This window comes from Xanthomonas sp. CFBP 8445, from assembly GCF_025666235.1.
Taxonomy (GTDB): Bacteria; Pseudomonadota; Gammaproteobacteria; order Xanthomonadales; family Xanthomonadaceae; genus Xanthomonas_A; species Xanthomonas_A indica.
Map to the genome: position 1 here is coordinate 2269599 of NZ_CP102594.1, position 22790 is coordinate 2292388.

Consider the following 22790-nt stretch of genomic DNA (forward strand, 5'->3'; position numbering starts at 1 on the left):
GAATCGGCCATTTGACAGCCAAGCAAACGATCGACTGCGCAGGCGGCCGTCTTGACGAATCCCCAATCCCGACTCCCAAATCCCCGCCCCAATGCGTTAAAATGCCGCGCTTCCCCACACTCGGGTCCGCCGATGCTGCGCATCCAGGCTGAAGCTCTCACCTACGACGACGTCTCGCTCGTCCCCGCCCATTCGACCGTCCTGCCCAAGGACGTCAGCCTGGAAACCCGGCTGACCCGCGACCTGCGCCTGAAACTGCCGATCCTCTCGGCTGCGATGGACACGGTCACCGAGCACCGCCTGGCGGTGGCCATGGCCCAGCTCGGCGGCATCGGCATCATCCACAAGAACCTGACCCCGGCGCAGCAGGCCGCCGAAGTGGCCAAGGTCAAGAAGTTCGAGGCCGGCGTCATCACCGAGCCGTTCACGGTCGGTCCGGAGACCACCATCGGCGAGGTGCTGAAACTCACCCGCGCCCGCAACATCTCCGGCGTGCCGGTGGTGGACGGCAGCGAGCTGGTCGGCATCGTCACCAGCCGCGACATGCGCTTCGAGAAGAAGCTCGACGATCCGGTCCGCCACATCATGACCAAGAAGGATCGCCTGGTCACCGTGCGCGAAGGCGCCAGCGACGAGGAAGTGCTGCAGCTGCTGCACCGCCACCGCATCGAGAAGATCCTGGTGGTCAACGACGGCTTCGAGCTGCGCGGCCTGATCACGGTCAAGGACATCCAGAAGAAGACCGACAACCCCAACGCCGCCAAGGATGCCGCCACGCGGCTGCTGGTCGGCGCCGCGGTGGGCGTCGGCGGCGATACCGAACAGCGCGTGGAACTGCTGGCTGCGGCCGGCGTGGACGTGGTCATCGTCGATACCGCGCATGGTCATTCGCAGGGCGTGATCGAGCGCGTGGCCTGGGTCAAGAAGACCTATCCGCAGCTGCAGGTGATCGGCGGCAACATCGTCACCGGCGACGCCGCGCTGGCGCTGATGGACGCCGGCGCCGACGCGGTCAAGGTCGGCGTGGGCCCCGGCTCGATCTGCACCACGCGCGTGGTCGCCGGTGTCGGCGTGCCGCAGATCACCGCGATCGACATGGTCGCCGAGGCGCTGCAGGACCGCATCCCGCTGATCGCCGACGGCGGCATCCGCTACTCCGGCGACATCGGCAAGGCGCTGGTCGCCGGCGCCTCCACGGTGATGGTCGGCGGCCTGTTCGCCGGCACCGAGGAAGCTCCGGGCGAGGTCGAACTGTTCCAGGGCCGCAGCTACAAGAGCTACCGCGGCATGGGCAGCCTGGGCGCGATGGAGAAGGGCAGCAAGGACCGTTACTTCCAGGACGCCTCCGACGCCGATAAGCTGGTGCCGGAAGGCATCGAAGGCCGCGTGCCGTACCGCGGCCCGCTCAGCGGCATCATCCACCAGCTGATCGGCGGCCTGCGCGCGACCATGGGCTACGTGGGCTGCGCCACCATCGAGGACATGCGCACCAAGCCGAAGTTCGTCACCATCACCGGTGCCGGCCAGCGCGAGAGTCACGTCCACGACGTGCAGATCACCAAGGAACCGCCGAACTACCGCATGGGCTGATGCCCATGCGCGGGAGTGGGGACTCGCGACTGGGGATTCGTCGCCCGCCGCGTCTCCAGCGGCCGTGTGCAGCGCGGCCCCCCGCTGTTGCGAATCCCGACTCCCGAATCCCCAATCCCGGCCCCAATGACCAACATCCACAGCGACAAGATCCTCATCCTCGATTTCGGTGCGCAGTACACGCAGTTGATCGCGCGGCGCATTCGCGAACTGGGCGTGTATTGCGAGATCTGGGCGTGGGACCACGATCCGGCCGAGATCGCCGGCTTCGGCGCCAAGGGCATCATCCTCTCCGGCGGCCCGGAATCGACCACGCTGCCGGGGGCGCCGGCCGCACCGCAGGAAGTGTTCGACAGCGGCCTGCCGATCTTCGGCATCTGCTACGGCATGCAGACCCTGGCCGCGCAGCTTGGTGGCGCCACCGAAGCGGCGGATCAGCGCGAGTTCGGCCATGCCGAAGTCGAGGTGGTGGCCGCCGATGCGCTGTTCTCCGGGCTCAGCGATCATCCCGGCAGCGCGCGCTTGAACGTGTGGATGAGCCACGGTGACCACGTGTCGCAGGTGCCGCCGGGCTTCACCATCACCGCCGTCACCGACCGCATCCCGGTCGCGGCCATGGCCAACGACGCCAAGCGCTGGTACGGCGTGCAGTTCCACCCGGAAGTCACCCACACCCTGCAGGGCCAGACCCTGCTGCGCCGCTTCGTGGTCGACGTGTGCGGCTGCGCCACGCTGTGGACCGCGGCCAACATCATCGACGACCAGATCGCCCGCGTGCGCGCCCAGGTCGGCGAGGACGAGGTGATCCTCGGCCTGTCCGGCGGCGTCGATTCGTCGGTGGTCGCCGCGCTGCTGCACAAGGCGATCGGCGACAAGCTGACCTGCGTGTTCGTCGACACCGGCCTGCTGCGCTGGCAGGAAGGCGACCAGGTGATGGCGATGTTCGCCGAGCACATGGGCGTCAAGGTCATCCGCGTCAACGCCGCGGACCGCTACTTCCAGGCGCTGGCCGGCGTCAGCGACCCGGAAGCCAAGCGCAAGATCATCGGCAACCTGTTCGTGGAGATCTTCGACGAAGAGTCGAACAAGCTCCGCAACGCCAAGTGGCTGGCGCAGGGCACCATCTACCCCGACGTGATCGAGTCGGCCGGCAGCAAGACCGGCAAGGCGCACGTCATCAAGAGCCACCACAACGTCGGCGGCCTGCCAGAGCACATGAAGCTGGGCCTGGTCGAGCCGCTGCGCGAGCTGTTCAAGGACGAAGTGCGGCGCCTGGGCGTCGAACTCGGCCTGCCGCGCAGCATGGTCTACCGCCATCCGTTCCCCGGCCCCGGGCTGGGCGTGCGCATCCTCGGCGAGGTGAAGCGCGAGTACGCCGAACTGCTGGCCAAGGCCGATGCGATCTTCATCGAGGAGCTGCGCAAGGCCGACCTGTACGACAAGACCAGCCAGGCCTTCGCCGTGTTCCTGCCGGTCAAGTCGGTCGGCGTGGTCGGCGACGCCCGCGCCTACGAGTGGGTGATCGCGCTGCGCGCGGTGGAGACCATCGACTTCATGACCGCGCACTGGGCGCACCTGCCGTACGACTTCCTCGGCACGGTGAGCAACCGCATCATCAACGAACTGCGTGGTGTCTCAAGGGTGGTGTACGACATCTCCGGCAAGCCGCCGGCGACGATCGAGTGGGAGTGACGTCCGGTTCTTTCGAGGCGATCGTCCTCTATCGGAAATGCCGCACCGATGATTTGATCGGTGCGGCATTTCTCTGGGCCAGCAAAGAAGCCAGACTAGCCCTCGCGCGTTTGCCGTTTTAGTGCCGAGTAGGTGGTGAAGGCTGCTTCAAGTGAGCGCCGCCGCGGCGGCGCGCTTTGAGGCGGCAACGTTGAAGCGCGCTTCCCAGCTTAGATCGCCGGTGTAGCGCCACGCCATCCGCCCTGCGTCGTCCAGCGCGAAAAGATGCAGCCAGCGATTATCGAACAGCGCGCGAACCTGCGGATGGCGTTCGAGGATGTCGGTGATCGCGTCGGTCGGTGCTTCGATCAGTACCGACAGCCGCAGCGGTTCGTGGATCAGCCGTTCGCCGTCATGGACCGATTGCCAGGGGAGTCCGCCGCGCAGCAGGCCGCCGTTGCCCTCGACCACGCCGATGCCGCCGGTGACGTTGTGCAGCAGCTTGTTGCCCGCGCCGAAGACTTCGGGCGCCACCGTCGAGCCGTAGTACTGCAGGCTGATCCAGCTGGCGACCACGACCGGCGCGGTCAGGATCAGCTCCAGCACGCCAAAGCCTTCGTCGCGGCGCCAGTCGTAGTCGTGCAGGAAGGCCCGTCCGGCCAGGTCGCGCCCGGCCGTGCGCGAGCGCGGCGCGGCGATGAAGGCCTGGCAGCCGGCCAACGCCCATTCGGGGCGCAGTTCGGCCCAGTCGCGGGCACGATGCGCGATGTCCTGGCTGCGTTGTGCGCGCGGCAGGCGCAGGGCGCGCTCGCCCCGTGCCAGCGCGCCGGCGGCATGCAGCCAACGCGCCGCCTGCTCGAGATCGGCGGCATGACCGGGCGAGGGATGATCGGCGCTGTAGAGCGTGACTGCGTCGGTCGTGGTGTCGTGCAGTGCAGCCACGAACAAGGTATCCGCGGGAATCGCGATGCCGCGTTCGACAAGGCCGGCGCGCACCTGGGGGTCGTTGAGCAGTGCGGCGAGCAGCCGCGCGTTCACTTCGCCCGAGTAGCCACCGCAGGCGCCGCAGTGCAGGGCGCTGGCATGGGGGTTGTTGACCACGTTTGCCCCGTGGCCGGCGATCACGACCAACCGAGCGAAATCGGTGGTGAGCGACATCGCCTTGAGGATGCGGGTGGCCATGGTCAACCGCGCGTCGAGATCGAGCGCGTCGGCCGGGCGCGGCGCGGGGTCGTTCGGCGCGGGATGACGGGTCAGTCCCAATCCATCGCGCAGCAGCTTGGCGACGTAGATCGGGCCGGTGGCCTCGACGAAGGCGAACGAGGAAATGGCGGCCAGCTTGAAGCGTCCCCAGGCCCGTTTCGCTCGCGCCGTGATCCGCGCGGCGAGGTCGGACTTGGCCAGCGACGACGTCGTCTCTCCTGCGCAGGTATGCAAACCCGGCGTCAGCAGCACCGGAAGGCGCGCCTCGACCACATCCGAGGCGAACTGCCGATGGCCGATGCCCAGTCCGAAGAAGCCGGCGAATCCGAGGGTCTGGATGCCCGCATCGAGGCTTTCCAGTGCGCGGCGGAACACTTCCGAGCGCACGTCGATGCAGAAGGCCATCTGCAGCGCCATGCGGGCAGGCGCGGCAGGGGCTGAGGCGGGCGCTGCAAGCGTGGCGTCGAGTCGCCGCTGTGCCGCGCGTTCGGCTGCTTCCTGCAGGATGCTGTCGACGATATCGTCCGTGGTCGCCGCCACCGGCATGGCGTAGTCGGCGATGGCGCCCTGCCACTGCGGCGCCATCGCCGCACCGAACTTGCCCAGCAGCGCGGCGTCCCAGCTGATGCGGATGGCGAGCAGGTCGGTGACGCAAGGATCGGTTCCGCCGCTCAATTCCGCCTGCCAGAGCCGATAGCGGGCGACTTGGCTCCAGCCGCCCAGCGTGGTCAGCAGCCGGTGGAAATAGCCGTCCAGGGCGTCTGGCGGGAGGCCGAGGCGGGCAACCCCCTCGACGATCGCGCCTTCGGCAGTCGCTGGCGCATCCGCCACCTGCTGTGCGAATCGCGTGAGTCCGGCGATTTCCGGCGTCAGATCGTGCATCGCGACCTGACGCCAGGCGCTGTAGGCGCCACCGGACTGTCCGGCGACCCACAGCGCCTGGCCCTGGTCGAAATAGGCGGCGGCCCAGTGTCCGATGCGCTCGTCGACGATGCCCGGCCAGTCGATCGCCGAGGCAGCGCGCACCAGGTCGGCGACCGTCGGGATAGCGCGCGGGGCAGGGCGCGTGGCTTCGGTGGCGCGCTTCAGTGCGGACAAGCTCGGCGGGCGCAGCGCGGCCGGCGCGTGGTGCCAGGCCGCCTGCAGATCCTCCTCGGCGATGTCGCCGGACTGCAGCCGCTCCACATACCAGGGGCGCGGCATGGCCACGGCGATGCCGGCTGCGCGCCGTAGCCGTGCCGCCGCGATCGGCAGCGGTTCGCCGGCTTGGCCGAGGAAGGGATTGACCGCCACGCTCGAGGCCAGCGGCCACAACGGGGGAATGGCGCGTGCCGCACGCGCGGCGGCGGCGATGATCGTAGCGTGGGACAGGGGCGACGCGTCGGTGGTGGTCATCAGCATGGGGGTGTCCTGGCGGTTAGGGAGTCACGAGGTCTTGCGGACGGACCAGCCGCCGAGCAGGCGATCGAGCGTGGCGTTGGCATACAGGCCGTTGGAGAGATGCACGCGCAGTCCGGCGGCGGCCGGGTGCGTCGCCCACAGCGGGAACAGCGCCTGCGCCACCGCCACCAGGCCGAAGCTCAGCACCGCCAGCGCCATCAGCGTCCACTCCAGCCGGCCCGGCGCCGGCGTTGCCGGCAGCACGCCGGCGGTCAGCCATTGGGCGGCGGTCTGCAGCGCGAAATAGCCGACCGCAGCGGCGCTGGCGTAGAGCGCGGTCTTGCGGGTGAGTGGGCGCGGTGCGGCATCGGCCAGGCCCTGGGCCAGCAGGTAGGCCACACCGAAGATCAGGATGGCGCCCAGGGCCAGCGCCTGTGGCGACTTGTGCCCGAAGCCGAAGGCGAACCCGAAGGCGGCGCCGATCCCGACATAGATCGCCAGCGCGATCAGAAACGCGCGGCCCACCGCCGCCCCATTGGGCACGGCAACCGGCCCGGGCCTGCGAATGGATGCCACTTGCTCGACGGCACCGCCGGAGGCCAGGAAGGCATGTGCCTTGTACAGCGAGTGCGCGACGATGTGCAGCAGCGCCAGCGGAAACAGCGCCAGCCCGCACTGCAGGATCATGAAACCCATCTGCGCGACCGTCGACCAGGCCAGCGAGGTCTTGACCGCGGGCTGGGTCAACATCACCAGCGCCCCGAACAGCGCGGTGAACCCGCCCAGCATCGCCAGCACGGCCAGCACGCCGGGGGCGGCCAGCATCAGGTCGGCGAAGCGGATCAGCAGGAAGCCGCCGCCGTTGACCACGCCGGCGTGCAGCAGCGCCGACACCGGCGTGGGCGCCTCCATCATCTCGGTGAGCCAGCCATGGGTGGGGAACTGCGCCGATTTCAGCACTGCGGCCAGCGCGAGCAGGGCGGCGGCGGCCGTCAGCAACCAATGGTGCTGGCCGCTGCGCGCCAGCGTGTTGATCGTGGCGATATCGGTGGTGCCCAGGCTCTTCCAGACAAGCAGCGCCGCTGAGATCAGGGCGATGGCGCCGATGCTGGAGAACAGGCGCTTCTTGCGCGCGGCGCGCCGCGCCGCCACGCGGTCGGGATAGAACAGCAGCAGGCGATTGAGCGCGACGCTGGTCGCGATCCAGGCCACCACGACCTGGACCAGGTTGCCCGCCTGCACCAGCAGCAGCACCGCCGCGAGCGCGATGCACAGCCAGCCGGTGAAATAGCCCTGTCGCGCCTCGCCGTCGAGATAGGTGCGGGTGTAGCGCACCACGATCCAGCCGACGAAGGCGACCAGCAGCAGCATCGTGGCGCTCACCGCATCGAGCCGGACCGAGAGGCCGATGCCGCTCCAGCCAATCACGCCGCTGTCGCCGGCGCCGCGCGCGATCAGCAGCGCCAGCGAGGCGATGGCGACGATCAGCGCGCCGAGCGCGGTGCCCTCGGCGAAGACCGGCAGCAGGCGGGGACGTCGGCCGCTGCGAACGAAGCCGAACACGGCGGCGACCAGCAGCAGGAACGGTGCAGAAAGCGGCAGCAGATAGAGCGACAAGGCAATCCCCTCGGATCGGGCACGGTGGCGGGCGGCGCCACGATAGCGATCGGTGGGATCCAACAAAAATTCATTATTTTCACGATATCGTTCGCTATTATCGAACGATGGCCGCCCTGAACTACAACCACCTGCGCTACTTCTGGGCCGTGGCCCACGACGGCAATCTGACCCGCACCGCCGAACGGCTCCACCTCACCCAATCGGCCCTGTCGGTGCAGATCCGCAAGCTCGAGGAGCGCCTCGGCCATGCGCTGTTCGAGCGGCGCGGGCGGCAACTGCACCTGACCGAGGCCGGGCAGATCGTGCTCGACCATGCCGACGCGATCTTCGCCACCGGCGATGAGCTGCTGGGCACGCTGCGGCAGACCGGTGCCGCGCGGCAGGCGCTGCGGGTCGGCTCGCTGGCCACGCTGTCGCGCAACTTCCAGCTGGAGTTCCTGCGGCCGCTGCTCGGCCGTCCCGACATCGACCTGATCCTGCGCTCGGGCAGTGCCGGCGAACTGCTGCGGGCGCTGGAAGCGCTCAACCTCGACGTCGTCCTGCTGAATCAGGCGCCACCCGGCGATGCGCTGACGCCGTTCGTCACCCACCGGCTCGCCGAGCGCCCGGTGAGCCTGGTGGGCACGCCGGACCGGCTGGGCCATGCCGCCAGCGTCGCCGATCGCCTTCGAACCCACCCCATCATCCTGCCGACGGTGGACAACAGCGTGCGTGCGGGATTCGACGCCCTGGCCGATCGCCTGGGCGTGCGCCCGCAGATCGTGGCGGAAGTGGAGGACATGGCGATGATGCGGTTGCTGGCGCGCGAGGACATCGGCCTGGCCGTGCTCCCGCCGATCGTGGTCAAGGACGAGATCGCCGCGGGCGTGCTGGTGGAAGGCGACCAATTGCCGGACATCGTGGAGACCTTCCATGCCGTCACCATGTCGCGGCGCTTCCCCAATCCGTTGGTGCGGCTGCTGCTGCAGCCGGCGGCTGCGCAAGCAGGCATGTAGCGCCCGATCCGTCGCCCTAAGGGGCTTAGGCGGTTAACCCGAGTAGGACTCAGCAGTAGTTGCCGAAGATCGGCCGCCACGCCGCGGCAGTGCGCGTGCGTCGGTCGAGAAACGAAGTCGCTGGCTGTGTAGATTGACAATATGCTGTCAAATAGACAGGATGATGCATGACTTCCGAGAACCTTCCCCTGCTGGTTCGCGAACTGGTCCTCGCGGTGTTCGCCACCAATGGCCGCCTGATCGACATGGGCAACCGACTGGTGCGCCCGATCGGGCTGACCACCGCCTGGTGGCAGGTGCTCGGCGCGCTCGGGTACTCGCCGGTGCCGCTTCCGGTGGCGCATATCGCCCGCAACATGGGGCTGACCCGGCAGGCGGTCCAGCGCGTCGTGGAGCTGCTGGCCGAACACGGGTTCGTCGTGTTCGAAGCCAATCCGCATCATGTGCGCGCCAAGCTCGTGGTGTTGACGCCGGCAGGGCGCGCGGCCCTGGGCGCCGCCGAGGCCGCGGTCGCGGCGCTCGACCAGCAACTGATCGAACGCTTGGGCGCCGAGCGCGTCAGCACGGCCATCGCAGTGCTCGTGGAAATGCGCGATGCGCTCGACCAGTCCTTGGCGGGATAAGGCAGAGGCCGATACCGCAACGCGTCCATCACCAGGAGAGACCATGGAGCCTGCTTCGCACATCGATGGGTCCGAGACGGACGTCATCATCATCGGCGGCGGACCGGTCGGCCTGACCACCGCCTGCGCGTTGGCCCACCACGGAGTGCGATTCCGCATCTTCGAGCAGCGCACGCAGCCCAAGCCGCATTCTCGCGCCAACAATCTGTGGGCGCGCCCGCAGGAACTGCTGGCGAGCATCGGCATCCGCGACGCCCTGGCGGAGCAGGCGCATCGGATCACCCACATCCACACGCTGTTGAACGGCAAGACGGTGGATCCGATCGACATCGCGCAGGTCGACAGTCCCTATCCGGAGGTGCTCTACAGCGGACAGGATGTCATCGAGAACACTCTGGCGCAGCGGATCGCAGCCGGCGGTGCCGCGCTGGAACGCGGGCGCAAGGTGGTCGAGGTCGAGCAGGATGCCGATGGCGTCACCGTGGCGATCGCGACGGTGGACGACGCTGGCGCGGAAATCGCGGGCATCCCCCTCGAACGACTGCGCTGCCGCTATCTGGTCGGTGCGGACGGGGCCGAAGGCTTCGTGCGTAAGCGGATTGGCGCGGACTTCGCGACGGAAAAGCTGCCGCACTGCATCAATCGACAACTTGATGCCAAGCTGCGCTGGCGGCGTTCCACCGATTTCGATCACCTCTGGTTCTTCTATTACCCCAAGGGCTTCTGCGGCGTGCTGCCGGTGTGGGAGGGCTACCACCGGCTGTTCTTCCTGTCCGACGACGCGGGCATTCCCGATCGCGATCCGACGCTGGAAGAGCTGCAGGCCATCGCGCGCGAGGTCACCGAGGACGAGACGCTGGAGCTCAGCGATCCGATCTGGATCACCCACAGCCGCTTCCAGCACGGCGTGACCCCGCGTTACGCCGACGGACGCGTGTTCCTGGTAGGCGATGCCGGCCATCTCACGCTGCCCGCAGGCGGCCAGGGCATGAACGCCGGGCTGCAGGATGCGGTCGGTCTTTCGTGGCGATTGGCAATGGCCTTGCACGGCAAGGCCGCGCCGGTGCTGCTGGAATCCTACGGCGTGGAGCGCGGCGGCGAGCACAGCCGTCTGGACGCGCAGCAGGAAAAAGGCTTCAAGAACAGCGTGTACCGGGGCGCGATCAAGGACGCGGCCATGGGGATCGCAGCCAGTTTCCTGCCCAACATCGGCGCGCTGATTCAGGGCACCGACGATCTCCAGCAACTTTCCGTCGCCTATCCCGACAGTCCGTTGAACGAGGACCACCTCAACGGACTGCGAGAGGTCGTGCATCGGCGCGTTCCCCATCCCGGCGACCGCGCACCGGATGCGGCCGTCATCGCCCAGGATCTGTCCTCGACGACGTTGTTCGCGCATCTGTACAACCCCGACGGCGTGACCTGGGGCTGGACCTTGTTGCTGTTCGATGCCCGTCAGCAGGACGCCCTGGTTGCGATGCGTGATGCACTGGCGCAGTTGCAGGTGTGGGAGTGGATCCGGCCCCGCTTGATCCTCGGCCGGGCGGTGCCGCAGGCCGGCGATGCCACGGCGCTGTTCGATCTGGATGGGCTGGCGCACGGCGCCTATGGCATCGAGCGTCAACCTGCGATGGTGCTGGTCCGGCCCGATGGCCATATCGCCTTCCGTGGCCCGCTCGACGCGCCGGACCTGCTGCGCGCGTACTGCGCCAGGATCTTTGGCGGTTAGGGCGAGCGTGCAGGTCTGCCGCAGTTGGTGGCCCCGCGGCATGGCGCGGGGGCGATGCCAGAGGGTGTTTTAAGGCGCATATTCCAGGTGGATGAGCGGATAGGGCTTGCCCTGGTGGTCGTGCGGGGACCGCCCTGTGCGCCTGAAGCCCATCCTTTCGTAGAAGCCGACAGCCTGATGGTTCTGTTCGTTGACGTCGGTGGTCATGCGCGGGTGCAGCGCGAGGCCGTGCCGCACCAGCGCGGCGCCGACACCGGTGCCACGAGACGCGGGGTCGACGAACAACGCCTGCATATGCCCGTCTTCGATGAGCATCAGCGCCAGTGGACGGTCGTGCGCATCCACGGCAAACCACAGCGGCGCGCTGGGCAGGAATTCGCGCACCATCGTCTGGATGGCAAGGCGATCCTGCGCCGACAGGAAGTCGTGTGTCGCATCGACCGCCTCCTGCCAGATCTGGACTGCGCGTGCTCCCTCATCGGGACGAGCGCGCCGGATCGCGATCGTGGTGTTGTCGGTTTTCATGTCTCGTTGCGTTTCAGGAGTGGCCGTCGAAGCGTTGCAGTGCTTGGATGGCGCATTTTCAGGGGATCGATCCGAGCACGTGGATCGACACATCGGAGTCGCCGAATTCGGTCTCGACGTGGAGGCATGGCACCGGCACGATGCCGAAGCCCTGCGGCGGCTTCGATCAGTATGGCATGCAGATCGCCGCGGGCGCCGATGGCCTGCCTGGCCATCGCAGCGCCTGTCTCCGCGCCGCTGATGAGGCGAGCGCCGTGCGTGGTGGCGCATGCACGCGCATCAGGCGGGTCGTGCTACCCAGAGGGTCCAGCGGTCTTGCTCGACGATTTCCCCATGCGCAGGCAATCGGCGACGGAGGTCGTCGATCAAGGACTGCAGTTCGTCATCGCTCAGTTCGTGCAGGATCGAGCGACCCGTGCGTGCCGCCAGGTCGAGGGCCAGCGATTCGACGCTAGCGTAGCGTTTGCGTGTTTCCCACAGCGAATGCTCGGCGATGTCGGTGAAGCCGGCAGCGTGCATGGCCGCCGCGACGGTCGCGTGCGTAGGCCGACGGCCGGCCTCGATGGCGCGAAGCCGCGGAAACAGGTCGAAGAAGTAGCCGCGCAGGTGCGTGCCGGATCCAGGGAGGTCGACGTCCTCGGGTGTGCGGTCCTGCACGAGCAGGCGGCCACCGGGCGCCAGCAGGCGACGCGCCTCGGCAAAGCACGCCACGTAGTCCGGCAGGTGGTGAATCAATGCGCGCTGGAACACCACGTCGCAGCTCGCCGTGGGCAGCCCCGTCGCGGTGGCGGTGCCTTGCACGAAGCAGACGTTGTCCACGCCCGTGCCTCGCTCGCGGCTCGCAGCCACCATCTCCGCGGAGAAATCCACACCCGTGACCTGGGCGGCACCCAGCGCATGCCAGGCCAGCGCGTAAAGTCCGCCGCCGCAGCCGACGTCGGCAATTCGCTTGCCGACAGGTTCGACAAGGGCGTGCACGGCGTCCATCCAGGCGGGATCGACGTCCCTGCCGGAGTAGGTGTATCGGTTCTGGTGTGCGTGGAAATCAATGGGCATTGGCAGTGGTCCATGGCGGGATGCACGGCCTGCGATGCTAGATAGGGATAATGGGAATGTAAAATATCTGCTTGCTACCATGAGCAGATATTCTGAATATCATTGGCGCCATGGAATTGCGCCATCTCCGTTATTTCGTCGCCGTGGCAGCCGCGCAGAGCGTCACCAGGGCGGCGGCACATCTGGGCATTCAGCAGCCGCCGCTCAGCCAGCAGATCCGCGACCTGGAGCGCGAACTGGGTGTCGAACTGTTCCAGCGGACACCGCGCAGCGTGCGCCTCAACGATGCAGGGCGCGTGTTCCTGGCGGATGCGCAGGCCATTCTGGCCGCGGCCGACGACGCCGTCGTTCGCGTCCGGTGTGCGGCGCAGGGGCAGTTGGGTCGACTGGTGATGGGCTACACCAGTTCGGCTGCGCTGCATCCGCTGGTACCGCGGATCCTGCGGATGTTTCGCGAACGCCATTCCCAAGTGGCGTTGGATGTACGCGAAAATGCTACCGACAGCCTGTTTCGTGCGGTGAGGGCCGAAGAGATGGACGCGGCATTCGTGCGCGCTCCCGCCGAGCGCTTTGCGCCCCTGCACGCCGTCACCCTGTGCGAAGAAGCAGTGGTGGTCGCGCTGCCACGTGGACACCGGCTGGGCGCGGCAACCGGTGCGTTGGCGCTGGAAGACCTGGCGATGGAGGAGTTCGTGCTGTATCGCAGCCCGGACGGTCCGGGCATCCTGGACGTGCTGTCCGCTGCGTGCCACCGTGCCGGTTTCGCGCCGCGCGCTGTGGCGAGCGTGCCGCGTCTGCTGTCCGCTGCCGCCATGGTGGCAGCCGGGCAGGGCATTGCGATCGTGCCGATGGCGCTGCAGTCGCTGCATCGCGAGAGCGTGGTGTACCGCGAGCTGGATCCGGCATCTGCGTTCACCATCCCGTTGACCTTGATCTGGCGCGATGCGCCATCCGGCTCGCCGTTGGCGCGTTTGGTAGCGTTGGCGAAGGACGCATGAGCCGGCGCGGCGTATCCCGTCCCGCTGTGCGCCGGTAGTCGCCTGCCTGGGCTGCGTATCGAGCGCCTGCGAACTGCTGCGGGCGCTGGAAGCGCCGAACCTCGACGTCGTCCTGCTGAATCAGGCACCCCCTGGCGACGCGCTGACCCCGTTCGTCACCCACCGGCTCGCCGAGCATCCGGTCAGCCTGGTGGACACGCGACCGGCTGGGCCATGCCGCCAGTGTCGCCGATCGCCTTCGAAGTCATCCCATCATCCTGCCGACGGTGGACGACAGCTTGCGCGTGGGATTCCACGCCTCGGCTGATCGCCTCGGCGTGCGCCGCAGATCGTGGCAGCATGGCGCGGCCCGGCAAACCTCGGGATGTCCGCTGTGGTTTCTGCGTGGCGCGTGGAATGCTCGGCAGCGTATCGCTCGGCGGGCGGCCGCGAGCGCCTTCGACGGCATCAGCCGTGGCTGGGCATCGGCGCCCCTACCGCTTCGCGAATGGCGGCCGGCGCCGTCGACCAGGCGCCTGCATGGAACGGCGGCTTCGGGTCGTACTGGATCTTCAGCTGTGCCTTCATCGCTTCCGCATCCCCGCGCAGGTGGCCGATGAGCGCCAGCGTCATGTCCAGGCCGGCCGAGACGCCCGCGGAGGTCCAGTACTTGTCGCTGACCACCCAGCGCTCGTCCACATAGGTCGCGCCCTGGTCGTTCAGCATGTTCTGCAAGGCCCAGTGCGTGGTGGCGCGGCGGCCGCGCAGCAGCCCGGCGCGGCCCAGGATCAGGGCGCCGGTGCAGACACTTGCGGTGATTCGCGATGTCCTGTCGATACGCCGGATCCAGCCCATGACGTCGGCATCGTTGGAAACGTCGCGCACGCCCATGCCGCCGCCCGGGATGAGCAGGACGTCGACCTTGTCGATGTCCTGGATCAGCGCATTCGCCTGATAGGTCACCATGCCACTGTCGCTGCGGTAGGGATCGCGGGTCTTGGCCGCGAGCACCAGGTCGATGCCCGGTACCCGATGGAGCAGTTCGTAGGGGCCGATCCAGTCGAGCATGGTGGTGCCCGGGAACAGCAGGATCACCACCTTCGTCGGCGCCGCGGAGCCCGGCGTCGTCGTGCTGTCCGGATGCGTCTTCGACGGCGAGCTCGCTGGCGTGGACGCCGCGGCCATCACGCGGGGGCTGGCCAACAATGCGCCCAGGCCGAACAGCCCCAACTGGCTGACATACCGGCGCATCGGGTTGTGGTCCATGGGGTCTCCAGAGTTGGGCATGCTGTTCTCCTCTTGATGGCGGTAGGTGGTCGCTGGGCCGTCGGTTGCCGACGGGGACTGACAGGGGGGCGGCGCCGTGCAGGCCGCTCAGAAGCCCTCGAGCACGATCTTGCCGCGGGCGCGATGCGTCTCGATCCATTCGTGCGCGCGCCGCAGATTGGCGGCATTCACCGTGCCGAAGTGTCCGGCGAGCGTGGTGCGCAGCACGCCGGCATCGATCAGCGATCCGACGCGGGTCAGCAGTTCGTGCTGGCGGATCTGGTCCGGCGTCGCGTGCATCGAACGCGTGAACATGAATTCCCAATGCAGCGACACGCTCTTGGTTTTCAGCTTGCGGACGTCGATGTGATCGGGATCGTCGATGAGCGCGACGTGCCCCTGCGGGTTGATCGCGGCGACGATCTCGTCGAAATGGCGGTCGCTCTGGTTCAGGCTCGCGACGTAGTCGACGCCGGCGAAGCCGATGCGCCGCAGTTCCTCGGACAGCGGCTTGGTGTGGTCGATCACGTGGTGCGCGCCGAGGTCGCCGACCCATTTGGCGGTTTCCGGACGCGACGCGGTGCCGATCACGGTGAGGCCGGTGAGCCGTCGCGCCAGTTGCACGAGGATCGAGCCGACGCCACCGGCCGCGCCGATCACCAGCAGCGTGGCGCCTTGCGATTGGTCGCCTTCCGGAATGTTCAGGCGATCGAACAGCAATTCCCAAGCCGTGATGGTGGTCAGCGGCAGGGCCGCCGCCGCCGCGAAATCGATGCGCTGCGGCATCCGCCCGGCGATGCGCTCATCGACCAGATGCAACTCGCTGTTGGTGCCGGGGCGCTGCAATGCGCCGGCGTACCACACCTTGTCGCCGGGCTTGAAACGCGTGACGGCGGTGCCCACGGCGCGCACCACGCCGGCTGCATCCCAGCCAAGCACCTTGGGCTGGCCGGCTTCCGGCGCGACGTTTGCGCGGATCTTGACGTCGACCGGATTGACCGACACCGCGCGGACCTCCACCAGCAGGTCGTGCGCACCGGGAACAGGGTCGGGCAGTGTCAGCTCGACCAGCGCGTCGGCATCGCTGATCGGCAGGTTGCGGTAGTAGCCAATGGCTTTCATAGTGCGCTCCGGACTCAGGACAGGATCGAGCCGGCGCACGGCGGCAATGCGTCGTTGCGCTGCGGGCCGGTTCGGCTCACGCCATGATCGTCTTGCGCGGCCTGCGGTCACAGGCGCCATGCGCGATATCAGCTTCAAAATTATTTTGAAATATACCGGTCAGGCGCGAGGCGCCCGTCTGTTTCATTCCAGATAGCCGTTGATCCTGTGCAGCAGGAAGTCGCGCAATGCGTTGACCGTGGGCGACAGCATCGCCCGATGCGCGCAGACCAGATGCAGCGGCGCGCGTTCCCCTTCAAATTCCGGCAGTGCCGCCTCGAGGCGGCCGGCGCGCAGGTCGTCCAGCACATCCAGCCTGGATTTGTAGGCGATGCCGAGCCCTGCGACGGCCCAGCGCCGGACCAGTTCCCCGTCGTCGCTGCTGCGGTCGCCGTGCACGGTCACCACCTCCGGCGTGCCGCCGCCGAAGAAGGTCCAGCGGTCGTGCAGGGCATCGCTCAGGGCAAAGCGCAGGCAGTTGTGCCTGGCCAGATCGGCCGGTGTCGTCGGCCGCCCGTGGCGCAGAAAGTAACCGGGCGACGCGCACAGCACGCGCCGGTTCTCGGGCGCCAGCGGCAGCGCGACCAGCGAGGAGTCTTCGGAAACGCTATAGCGGATGGCGACGCTGACCGGGGCACGGATCATGTCGGTGATCTGGTCGCCGATGCGGATCTGCAGGGAGACGCTCGGGTACTGCGCCTGGAACGCGTCCAGCCATCGCAGCAACACGGTGCGCCCCAGGTCGGACGGCATCGACAGCGACACCGCACCGCCGATCATTTTCCGGCTTTGGGCCACCGCGTTGCGTCCGGCCTCGACCTGCTCCAGCACGTTGCGCGCGTACTGCAAATAGCGTTCGCCATCCGGCGTCAGCCGCAGGCTGCGTGTCGATCGCGCGAGCAGCCGGGTGCCGAGTTCGGTCTCCAGCCGCTTCAGCGCCACGCTTGCGACCGCCGGCGTGAGGTCCAGTTGGCGGGCTGCCGCCGACAGGCTGCCATGGTCGGCCGCGGACACGAAGATCCGCACGTCTTCCAGTCTGATCATCCAGGTCTTTCCAGCAGATGCGCCGCACCACGCATGGCACGGGACGGCGGCGATGGTGTGATTTTCAAAATTATCACAAGACTGCTTGCCCCGCCGGGTGCTGTTTCCGGACAGGTCGACTCACCACACTCCGGCAGGCCTCTCATTCACACGTCCTGCTGGAGAAACCCATGCCACACCACTTCGCCCGGCCTCGCTGGGTCTTGTTTGTCGCCGCCAGCCTCGCAGCTTGCGGTGCGTTCGCAGCTTCCGTCGCCGCATCGGCGGCGACGGCATCCCCCGCAACGCTCGTCGTCGTGCGCGAGAGCCAGCAGATGCCGTGGAATGCGGTGGCGCTGGATGGGCGAGGGCGCTTCATCGTCAGTGCGCCGCGCTGGACCGGCAATACGGGGCCTGCCGTGGCCATCGCGCAGAACCATGGCGCACTTGTCCCCTATCCGGCCGCCGGCTGGAACAGCTGGACGCCGGGCAGCGCGGCGGCGCGCGCGTTCGTCAGCGTCAACGCGATCCACCAGGACGCACGCGGCGACCTCTGGATCGTCGACACGGGCACGCCAGCGTTCGGCGGCACGCCCGTGGCCGATGGCGCCAAGGTCGTCCACATCGATCCCCGCACCGATCGCGTGGTGCGCGTCTACATCTTCCCGAAAGAGGTGATCCGCGACCACTCCTATGTCGACGACATCCGCATCCAGGGTGGACATGCCTACCTGACCGATGCCGGCGAAGGCGCGGTGATCGTGCTGGACCTGGACAGCGGCCGTGCGAGGCGCCGCTTCGATGGCGCAGCGTTCGCCCGCGCCCGCGCCAACGACAGGATCATCGTCAATGGCAAGGTGCTGACCGGCAACGATGGCAAGCCGCTGCAGGTCAATGCCGATCCGTTGGAGCTGAGCCCGGATGGCCGCACCCTGTACTTCGGCCCACTGACCGGCCCCCTGTCGCAGATCGAGACGCGCTATCTGGATGATGACGGCATCGACGACGCGGCACTCGCGCAGCAGGTGCGCCCATGGTTCGACAATCCGCCGATCGGTGGCACCGCGATGGGCGCCGATGGCAGCCTGTACTACACGCCGCTGGCCGACAACACCCTGATGCGGCGTGCGCCGGACGGGACGGTATCGACGATCGCGCACGATCGCGATCTGCGTTGGGCCGATGCGCCGTATCTCGATGGCCAGGGCCACGTCTACCTGCCGGTTGCGCAGATCGACGGTGCGCCGGCCTTCAATCAAGGCACATCGACCATTCGTTTCCCGGTGAAGCTGTACCGGGTCGATCTGCCGGCAGGCCAGCGCTAGCTGCGCGTCAGGTGCGGCATGCTCGTCGCCGGGCGCGCCGCGCAGTCCTTCCGCCCATCAGAGAGCGCCGGCTGAGTCGGCGTCTCTCTCCCCGGAATCAAATCGCATGGCCCGGACCCTGCAGATTCGTCTGCTGACGATCGATCTCTCGTTTCATCGTGCGGCATCCGGTGTGATCCGGTCCGTTCTTGCCCGCCATGGCGTGGACGTGACGGAAACGCTGGCACCGCATGCGCAGGCCTTCGAGCAACTGCACGCGGGCGCGGCCGACATGTTGTGCAGCGCATGGCTGCCCGACAGCCACGGCGTCTATTTCGCTCCGATGGCGAGCAGGTTCGAGAAGGTCGCCGTTCTCTACCGCCCCTACGCGTACTGGGGCGTGCCGGACGACGTGCCGCAGGCCCTGGTGTCCTCGATCGAGGATCTGCGCAAGCCGGAGGTGGCTGCGCGCATGCACAAGCGCATCCAGGGCATCGGCGCGGGCGCGGGCATCAGCCGGTTCTCGCGCACGGCGATGACGCAGTATGGCCTCGCAGAGGCCGGTTACCACTTCGAGAACGGCACGCTGGACGACTGCGTGGCGGCGTACGAACATGCGGTGCAGCACGGCCGTTGGGTCGTGCTGCCGTTGTGGAAGCCGCAGTTCCTGCATGAGCAATACGCGATTCGACCACTGCAGGATCCGCTGGGGGTGATGGGCGGCGCCGACGAGGCGACACTGGTGGCGCGCCACGAGGTGATGCACCGGTTGCCTGCGGAGGCAGCGTCGGCATTGCGCAGCACATCCCTCGGCAATGACGCCGTTTCGCGGCTGGATTATCTCGTCTCGCGCGATCGGGTGGATCCGTTGGAGGCCGCTCGTCGCTGGTTGCACACTACCGGCTAGCCACGTCCCTTCGTTCTGCCAGGAAGGCGTCTCCACGCAGGCGCGCTGCATTGCGTCTCGCTCGCAGCAGGGCGAAGGCGCGCGCAATCCTCGAGCACCAGGTGGAGGCCGATGGAGCTCCACTGAACGCCTCGTCACGATTCGCTTGCCGCATGACCTTGCTGCGTGGGTGCCGTCCAGGGCGGCGGCTGGCGCTGACGTGGAGCGGGCGCGCCGCGTGTCCTGCGGTATGCAGATCGCACGGCGCCGGACTGCAGGGGCTGGACCTCGCATAAGGAGGGTCGGGACCGGTGGTGGCGCGGAGGTCGGGCGCCAAGTGCCTGCGTTTCGAGACGTTTCGACGCAGCTTCGGCTGCAGACCTTGATGCATGTCGCACGCGCTTCACGCGGCACCTATGCCAACATGGCCTTTCGCCGGACCGTGGAAGCCGTGCTTTCAGCGGATCTCGGTTTCATTCAAGACGAACCGTCTTCAGTGTTATTCATTAACACCGCTGCGGCCATGTAAATAGGTGCACGTGTACCGAGAACTGGCACAGGCCCAGCGCGATGCGCAATTGGACGCGGAGCAGCGCAAAGCGCTGCTCATGATCGCGTCTGGCGCGCCCATGGCCGAGTGCCTGGATGCGCTCACCGATGCCGTCGGCCGCCTTGTGCCCGATGCCCGTGCCTGCGTGTTGTTGGCGAGCCAGGACCGCCGCACGATGGGCGACGGTTACTCGTCGCACTTTCCACCTGCGTTCGCCGCGGCCATCCGCGGCTTGCCGATCGGGGAGGCGCTCATCGGCACCTGCGGGACTGCCATCCACGAAGGGCGTCCGGTCGAATGCGAGGACGTGGAGCACGCGCCGCAGTGGGCCGCGCCCTGGCGCGCGCTTTGCCTGGAAAACGGCATTCTGGCGTGCTATTCGCATCCGGCCATCGGGCAGGGCGGCAAGGCGGTCGGATCGTTCTTTCTGTGTCTTGCGGAAGCGCGGCAGGCCACTGCGTGGGAGCGCAAGGTCGCCGAATTCGGCGCACTGGCGACCAGCATCGTGGTGGAGCGGGAACGGGCGGCCGCGCATCTGCGCAAGGAGATGGCCGCACTCGCCCGGCTGCAGGAATTGAGCGCCGAACTGGTCGGGCCAGGGGAGTTCGAGCCGCTGCTGCAGAAGATCCTGGCGGCGGCCGCCGACATCTCGGGCACCGACAAGGGCAACATCCAGATTTTCGATCCGATCAGGAAAACGTTACGGATCGTCGTGCACCAGGGCCTGGGGACGCGGCTGGTCGAGCATTTCCGCGAGGACGGGTGGGACGCCAGTTGCGGGGAGGCGGCGAAGCAGGTGCAGCGTCTGGTGGTGGCCGATGTGGAGAAGCTGGAGGGCCTGCAGGGCACGCTGGGCCTGGAGATCGTGATGGAGGACCAGATCCGCTCCATCCAGTGCACGCCGTTGCTCAGCCGCGATGGGCGGCTGCTGGGCATGCTCAACAACCACTACCGTTGGCCGGGCGGCCCCGACCCGGACGCGCTGCGCTACATCGACCTGCTCGCGCGGCAGGCCGCCGAACTGGTGGAGCGCCATCAGATCGAGACGGAGCTGGCGAAGGAGCGGCAACGCAAGGACGAGTTCCTGGCCATGCTCGCGCACGAACTGCGCAACCCGTTGGCGCCGTTGCGCAACATGCTGGAAGTGCTCAAGCGCTCGCACGGCAACGAAGCGCTGTCGCGGAAGGCGCAGGAGGTCATGGAGCGGCAGGTGCGGCACCTGGTGCGGCTGGTGGACGACCTGCTCGACGTCAACCGCATCAAGCAGGGCAAGCTGGAGCTGCGGCGCGAGCCGCTGCTGCTGGCCGAGGTGATCCAGCAGGCGGTCGAGGTCTGCCGTCCTGCGCTGGACCAGCAGCGGCATCGGTTGCGCGTGGTGTTGCCGCAGGCACCGCTGCCGCTGCAGGGAGACCCGGTCCGTCTGACCCAGGTGTTCGGAAACCTGCTCACCAATGCGTGCAAGTACACGCCTCCCGGGGGAGACATCGAAGTCCGGGTCGAAGCGATCGAGGGCAGCGTCGAGGTCGTGGTCGAGGACAACGGCTCCGGCATTCCGCCGGACAAGATCGACGCCATCTTCGAACTGTTCACCCAGGTGGACCGCACGCTGGAGCGTGCGCAAGGCGGACTCGGCATCGGCCTGATGCTGGTCAGGCAACTGGTCGAGATGCACGGCGGCACCGTCGAAGCGCGCAGCGAGGGAGCCGGCAAGGGCAGCGCCTTCGTCGTGCGGCTTCCCGCCGACGCCGCGCCGGCCGCGGCGTCGGGCACCGCGGATGCCAGGTCGTCACACATCGCGCGCCGGATCCTGGTGGTCGACGACAACGCGGATATCGCGCTGGCGCTGGCCGCGCTGCTGGAACTGGACGGGCATGACGTGCGCACCGCCGGAGGCGGCGAGGAAGCGCTGGCGATGGGCGCACGCATGCGCCCGGAGGTGATCCTGATGGACATCGGCATGCCCGGCATGGACGGCCACGAAGCGTGCCGCCGCATCCGCGAATGCGACTGGGGCAGGGACATCACCATCGTCGCGTTGACCGGCTGGGGACAGGATGGCGATCGGCAGGATTCGGCGCGCGCCGGGTTCGACGCGCATCTGGTCAAGCCGGTGGGATTTGCCGAGTTGCACGGCCTGTTCGCCGGGCTCGGCTGACCTGACCAGGGTCGGCACACGCGCACGTCGCGCCTGGTGCGCTGTGGCCCGTGCGGTGATGCGCAGCCCGGCCAAGCGACCACACGTGGCATGACCGCGTCCGCGCGGTTTGCTCGGCGTAGCCCGCTAGGGCCACGGAATCCGAGAGGGCGTCATCTTGTGCGCGCTTATGCTGGCGGCGCGGCGAAGGTCTCCGGCCATACCAGCGAGCGGTGAACCTGGGAGCCTGCCATGGCGCCGCTGGCGACGGCCAGTGACAGCGAATGCGGCGCTTTCGCCACGTCGCCGCACGCGAAGACACCGGCCACCGAGGTCCTGTGCTCGGCATCGATGCGGACCTGGATGCCCATTGGCGTCTCTTCCTGCAGGCAGCCCATGGCCTCGGCCAGGGGGCCGGACGGGGCGGTGCGCGGGGCCGTGAACAGGCCGGCGAAGACCAGCCGGCGACCGTCGGCCAGGACCACGTCGGCGTGCCCCTCGATCCTGTCGATGGCCGCCTCCTCGATCGTCACGCCGCGGCCGGTCAGGCGGTCCCTGGCCGCCTCGTCCAGCTGCAGCGCGCCGTTGACGAGCAAGGTCACATGGCCCCATTCGGTGAGCAGTTCGGCCTGGTGTGCGGACAGCGCGCCGGCGCCGACGATGCCGATGCGGCCCTGATCCAGCTCGTAGCCGTGGCAGTACGGGCAGTGGAACACGGCCGTGCCCCAGCGTTCGGCAAGACCGGCGACGGCCGGAAGCTGATCGGCCACGCCGGTGGCCAGCAGGATGCGACGGCCCTGGTGCGTGCCGCCATCGGAGGTGGTCACGCTGAAGGCGTCCAGGGAGCCGGTGGCGGTCAGGGCGTGTGCGTCCAGCCAGGCCAGCGTCGGATAGGCGTCGAGTTGCTGGCGCGCGGTCGCCGCGATGGCGTCCGGCGGCACGCCGTCCTGGCCGAGGAAGCCATGTGCATGGGGGGCGGTGCGATTGCGGCGCTGGCCCGCATCGATCACCAGCACGGAGCGGCGTGCCCGCAGCAATTGCAGGGCGGCGGCCATGCCTGCATAGCTGCCGCCGATGATGATGGTGTCGTGGTGCAT

At 68.0% G+C, this 22790-nt stretch carries 17 protein-coding genes and 1 pseudogene; 10 read left to right on the forward strand and 8 right to left on the reverse strand.

What is annotated here, in order from left to right; translation table 11 throughout:
• Positions 1-132 precede the first annotated feature (132 nt).
• Both guaB and guaA read left to right on the forward strand, forming a co-directional pair.
• The gene (gene guaB / locus NUG21_RS09615) at positions 133-1590 is read left to right on the forward strand and encodes an IMP dehydrogenase (protein ID WP_160947802.1); all 1458 of its coding nucleotides are present in this window, start codon (positions 133-135) and stop codon (positions 1588-1590) included.
• A gap of 126 nt (positions 1591-1716) precedes the next feature.
• Positions 1717-3282 carry a glutamine-hydrolyzing GMP synthase gene (gene guaA, locus NUG21_RS09620; protein ID WP_263392915.1) on the forward strand — a complete coding sequence of 522 codons (1566 nt, stop codon included), beginning with the start codon at positions 1717-1719 and terminating at the stop codon, positions 3280-3282.
• Between the two features lie 147 nt (positions 3283-3429).
• Here the strand turns inward: guaA and NUG21_RS09625 are convergent, their stop codons facing one another.
• The gene (locus tag NUG21_RS09625; RefSeq protein ID WP_263392916.1) at positions 3430-5865 is read right to left on the reverse strand and encodes a YbcC family protein; all 2436 of its coding nucleotides are present in this window, start codon (positions 5863-5865) and stop codon (positions 3430-3432) included.
• A 24-nt stretch (positions 5866-5889) separates the two neighbouring features.
• Complete coding sequence (locus NUG21_RS09630) at positions 5890-7461, reverse strand: proton-conducting transporter transmembrane domain-containing protein (protein WP_263392917.1); 1572 nt, start codon at positions 7459-7461, stop codon at positions 5890-5892.
• Positions 7462-7568: 107 nt separating this feature from the next.
• On the opposite strand from NUG21_RS09630, the gene NUG21_RS09635 reads away from it, so the two are divergent.
• The 3 genes from NUG21_RS09635 to NUG21_RS09645 all read left to right on the forward strand — a co-directional run bounded on the left by NUG21_RS09635 (position 7569) and on the right by NUG21_RS09645 (position 10811).
• Positions 7569-8459 carry a LysR family transcriptional regulator gene (locus NUG21_RS09635; protein ID WP_263392918.1) on the forward strand — a complete coding sequence of 297 codons (891 nt, stop codon included), beginning with the start codon at positions 7569-7571 and terminating at the stop codon, positions 8457-8459.
• Between the two features lie 167 nt (positions 8460-8626).
• The gene (locus tag NUG21_RS09640; RefSeq protein WP_263392919.1) at positions 8627-9082 is read left to right on the forward strand and encodes a MarR family winged helix-turn-helix transcriptional regulator; all 456 of its coding nucleotides are present in this window, start codon (positions 8627-8629) and stop codon (positions 9080-9082) included.
• A 43-nt stretch (positions 9083-9125) separates the two neighbouring features.
• Positions 9126-10811, forward strand: a complete 1686-nt coding sequence (locus NUG21_RS09645; RefSeq protein WP_263392920.1) for an FAD-dependent monooxygenase — start codon at positions 9126-9128, stop codon at positions 10809-10811.
• Between the two features lie 69 nt (positions 10812-10880).
• Here the strand turns inward: NUG21_RS09645 and NUG21_RS09650 are convergent, their stop codons facing one another.
• Together NUG21_RS09650 and NUG21_RS09655 are read right to left on the reverse strand one after the other, a co-directional pair.
• Positions 10881-11336 carry an acetyltransferase gene (locus tag NUG21_RS09650; RefSeq protein ID WP_019796255.1) on the reverse strand — a complete coding sequence of 152 codons (456 nt, stop codon included), beginning with the start codon at positions 11334-11336 and terminating at the stop codon, positions 10881-10883.
• Positions 11337-11615: 279 nt separating this feature from the next.
• A complete protein-coding gene (locus NUG21_RS09655; protein ID WP_263392921.1) occupies positions 11616-12392 on the reverse strand; it encodes a class I SAM-dependent methyltransferase in 777 nt (258 codons plus the stop codon).
• A 110-nt stretch (positions 12393-12502) separates the two neighbouring features.
• On the opposite strand from NUG21_RS09655, the gene NUG21_RS09660 reads away from it, so the two are divergent.
• On the forward strand, positions 12503-13390 hold the full coding sequence (locus NUG21_RS09660) for a LysR family transcriptional regulator (protein WP_019796253.1): 888 nt from the start codon (positions 12503-12505) through the stop codon (positions 13388-13390).
• Between the two features lie 61 nt (positions 13391-13451).
• Positions 13452-13713 (forward strand): annotated as a pseudogene (locus NUG21_RS09665) (LysR family transcriptional regulator); the annotation flags it as partial.
• Between the two features lie 124 nt (positions 13714-13837).
• Here the strand turns inward: NUG21_RS09665 and NUG21_RS09670 are convergent.
• The 3 genes from NUG21_RS09670 to NUG21_RS09680 all read right to left on the reverse strand — a co-directional run bounded on the left by NUG21_RS09670 (position 13838) and on the right by NUG21_RS09680 (position 16822).
• A complete protein-coding gene (locus NUG21_RS09670; RefSeq protein WP_263392922.1) occupies positions 13838-14656 on the reverse strand; it encodes a DJ-1/PfpI family protein in 819 nt (272 codons plus the stop codon).
• Positions 14657-14743: 87 nt separating this feature from the next.
• Positions 14744-15757: a zinc-binding alcohol dehydrogenase family protein gene (locus NUG21_RS09675; RefSeq protein WP_019795900.1), complete on the reverse strand. Its 1014-nt coding sequence runs from the start codon at positions 15755-15757 to the stop codon at positions 14744-14746.
• Between the two features lie 183 nt (positions 15758-15940).
• On the reverse strand, positions 15941-16822 hold the full coding sequence (locus NUG21_RS09680) for a LysR family transcriptional regulator (protein ID WP_263392923.1): 882 nt from the start codon (positions 16820-16822) through the stop codon (positions 15941-15943).
• A gap of 35 nt (positions 16823-16857) precedes the next feature.
• Between NUG21_RS09680 and NUG21_RS09685 the strand changes: the two genes are divergently transcribed.
• The 3 genes from NUG21_RS09685 to NUG21_RS09695 all read left to right on the forward strand — a co-directional run bounded on the left by NUG21_RS09685 (position 16858) and on the right by NUG21_RS09695 (position 21714).
• A complete protein-coding gene (locus NUG21_RS09685; RefSeq protein WP_263392924.1) occupies positions 16858-18144 on the forward strand; it encodes an L-dopachrome tautomerase-related protein in 1287 nt (428 codons plus the stop codon).
• A 106-nt stretch (positions 18145-18250) separates the two neighbouring features.
• Positions 18251-19030, forward strand: coding sequence for a glycine betaine ABC transporter substrate-binding protein (locus NUG21_RS09690; RefSeq protein ID WP_263392925.1), 780 nt, complete (start codon positions 18251-18253; stop codon positions 19028-19030).
• A gap of 557 nt (positions 19031-19587) precedes the next feature.
• Positions 19588-21714, forward strand: coding sequence for a hybrid sensor histidine kinase/response regulator (locus NUG21_RS09695; protein ID WP_263392926.1), 2127 nt, complete (start codon positions 19588-19590; stop codon positions 21712-21714).
• A gap of 167 nt (positions 21715-21881) precedes the next feature.
• Here the strand turns inward: NUG21_RS09695 and NUG21_RS09700 are convergent, their stop codons facing one another.
• Entirely contained in the window at positions 21882-22790 is a 909-nt protein-coding gene (locus tag NUG21_RS09700) for an NAD(P)/FAD-dependent oxidoreductase (protein WP_263392927.1), read from the reverse strand.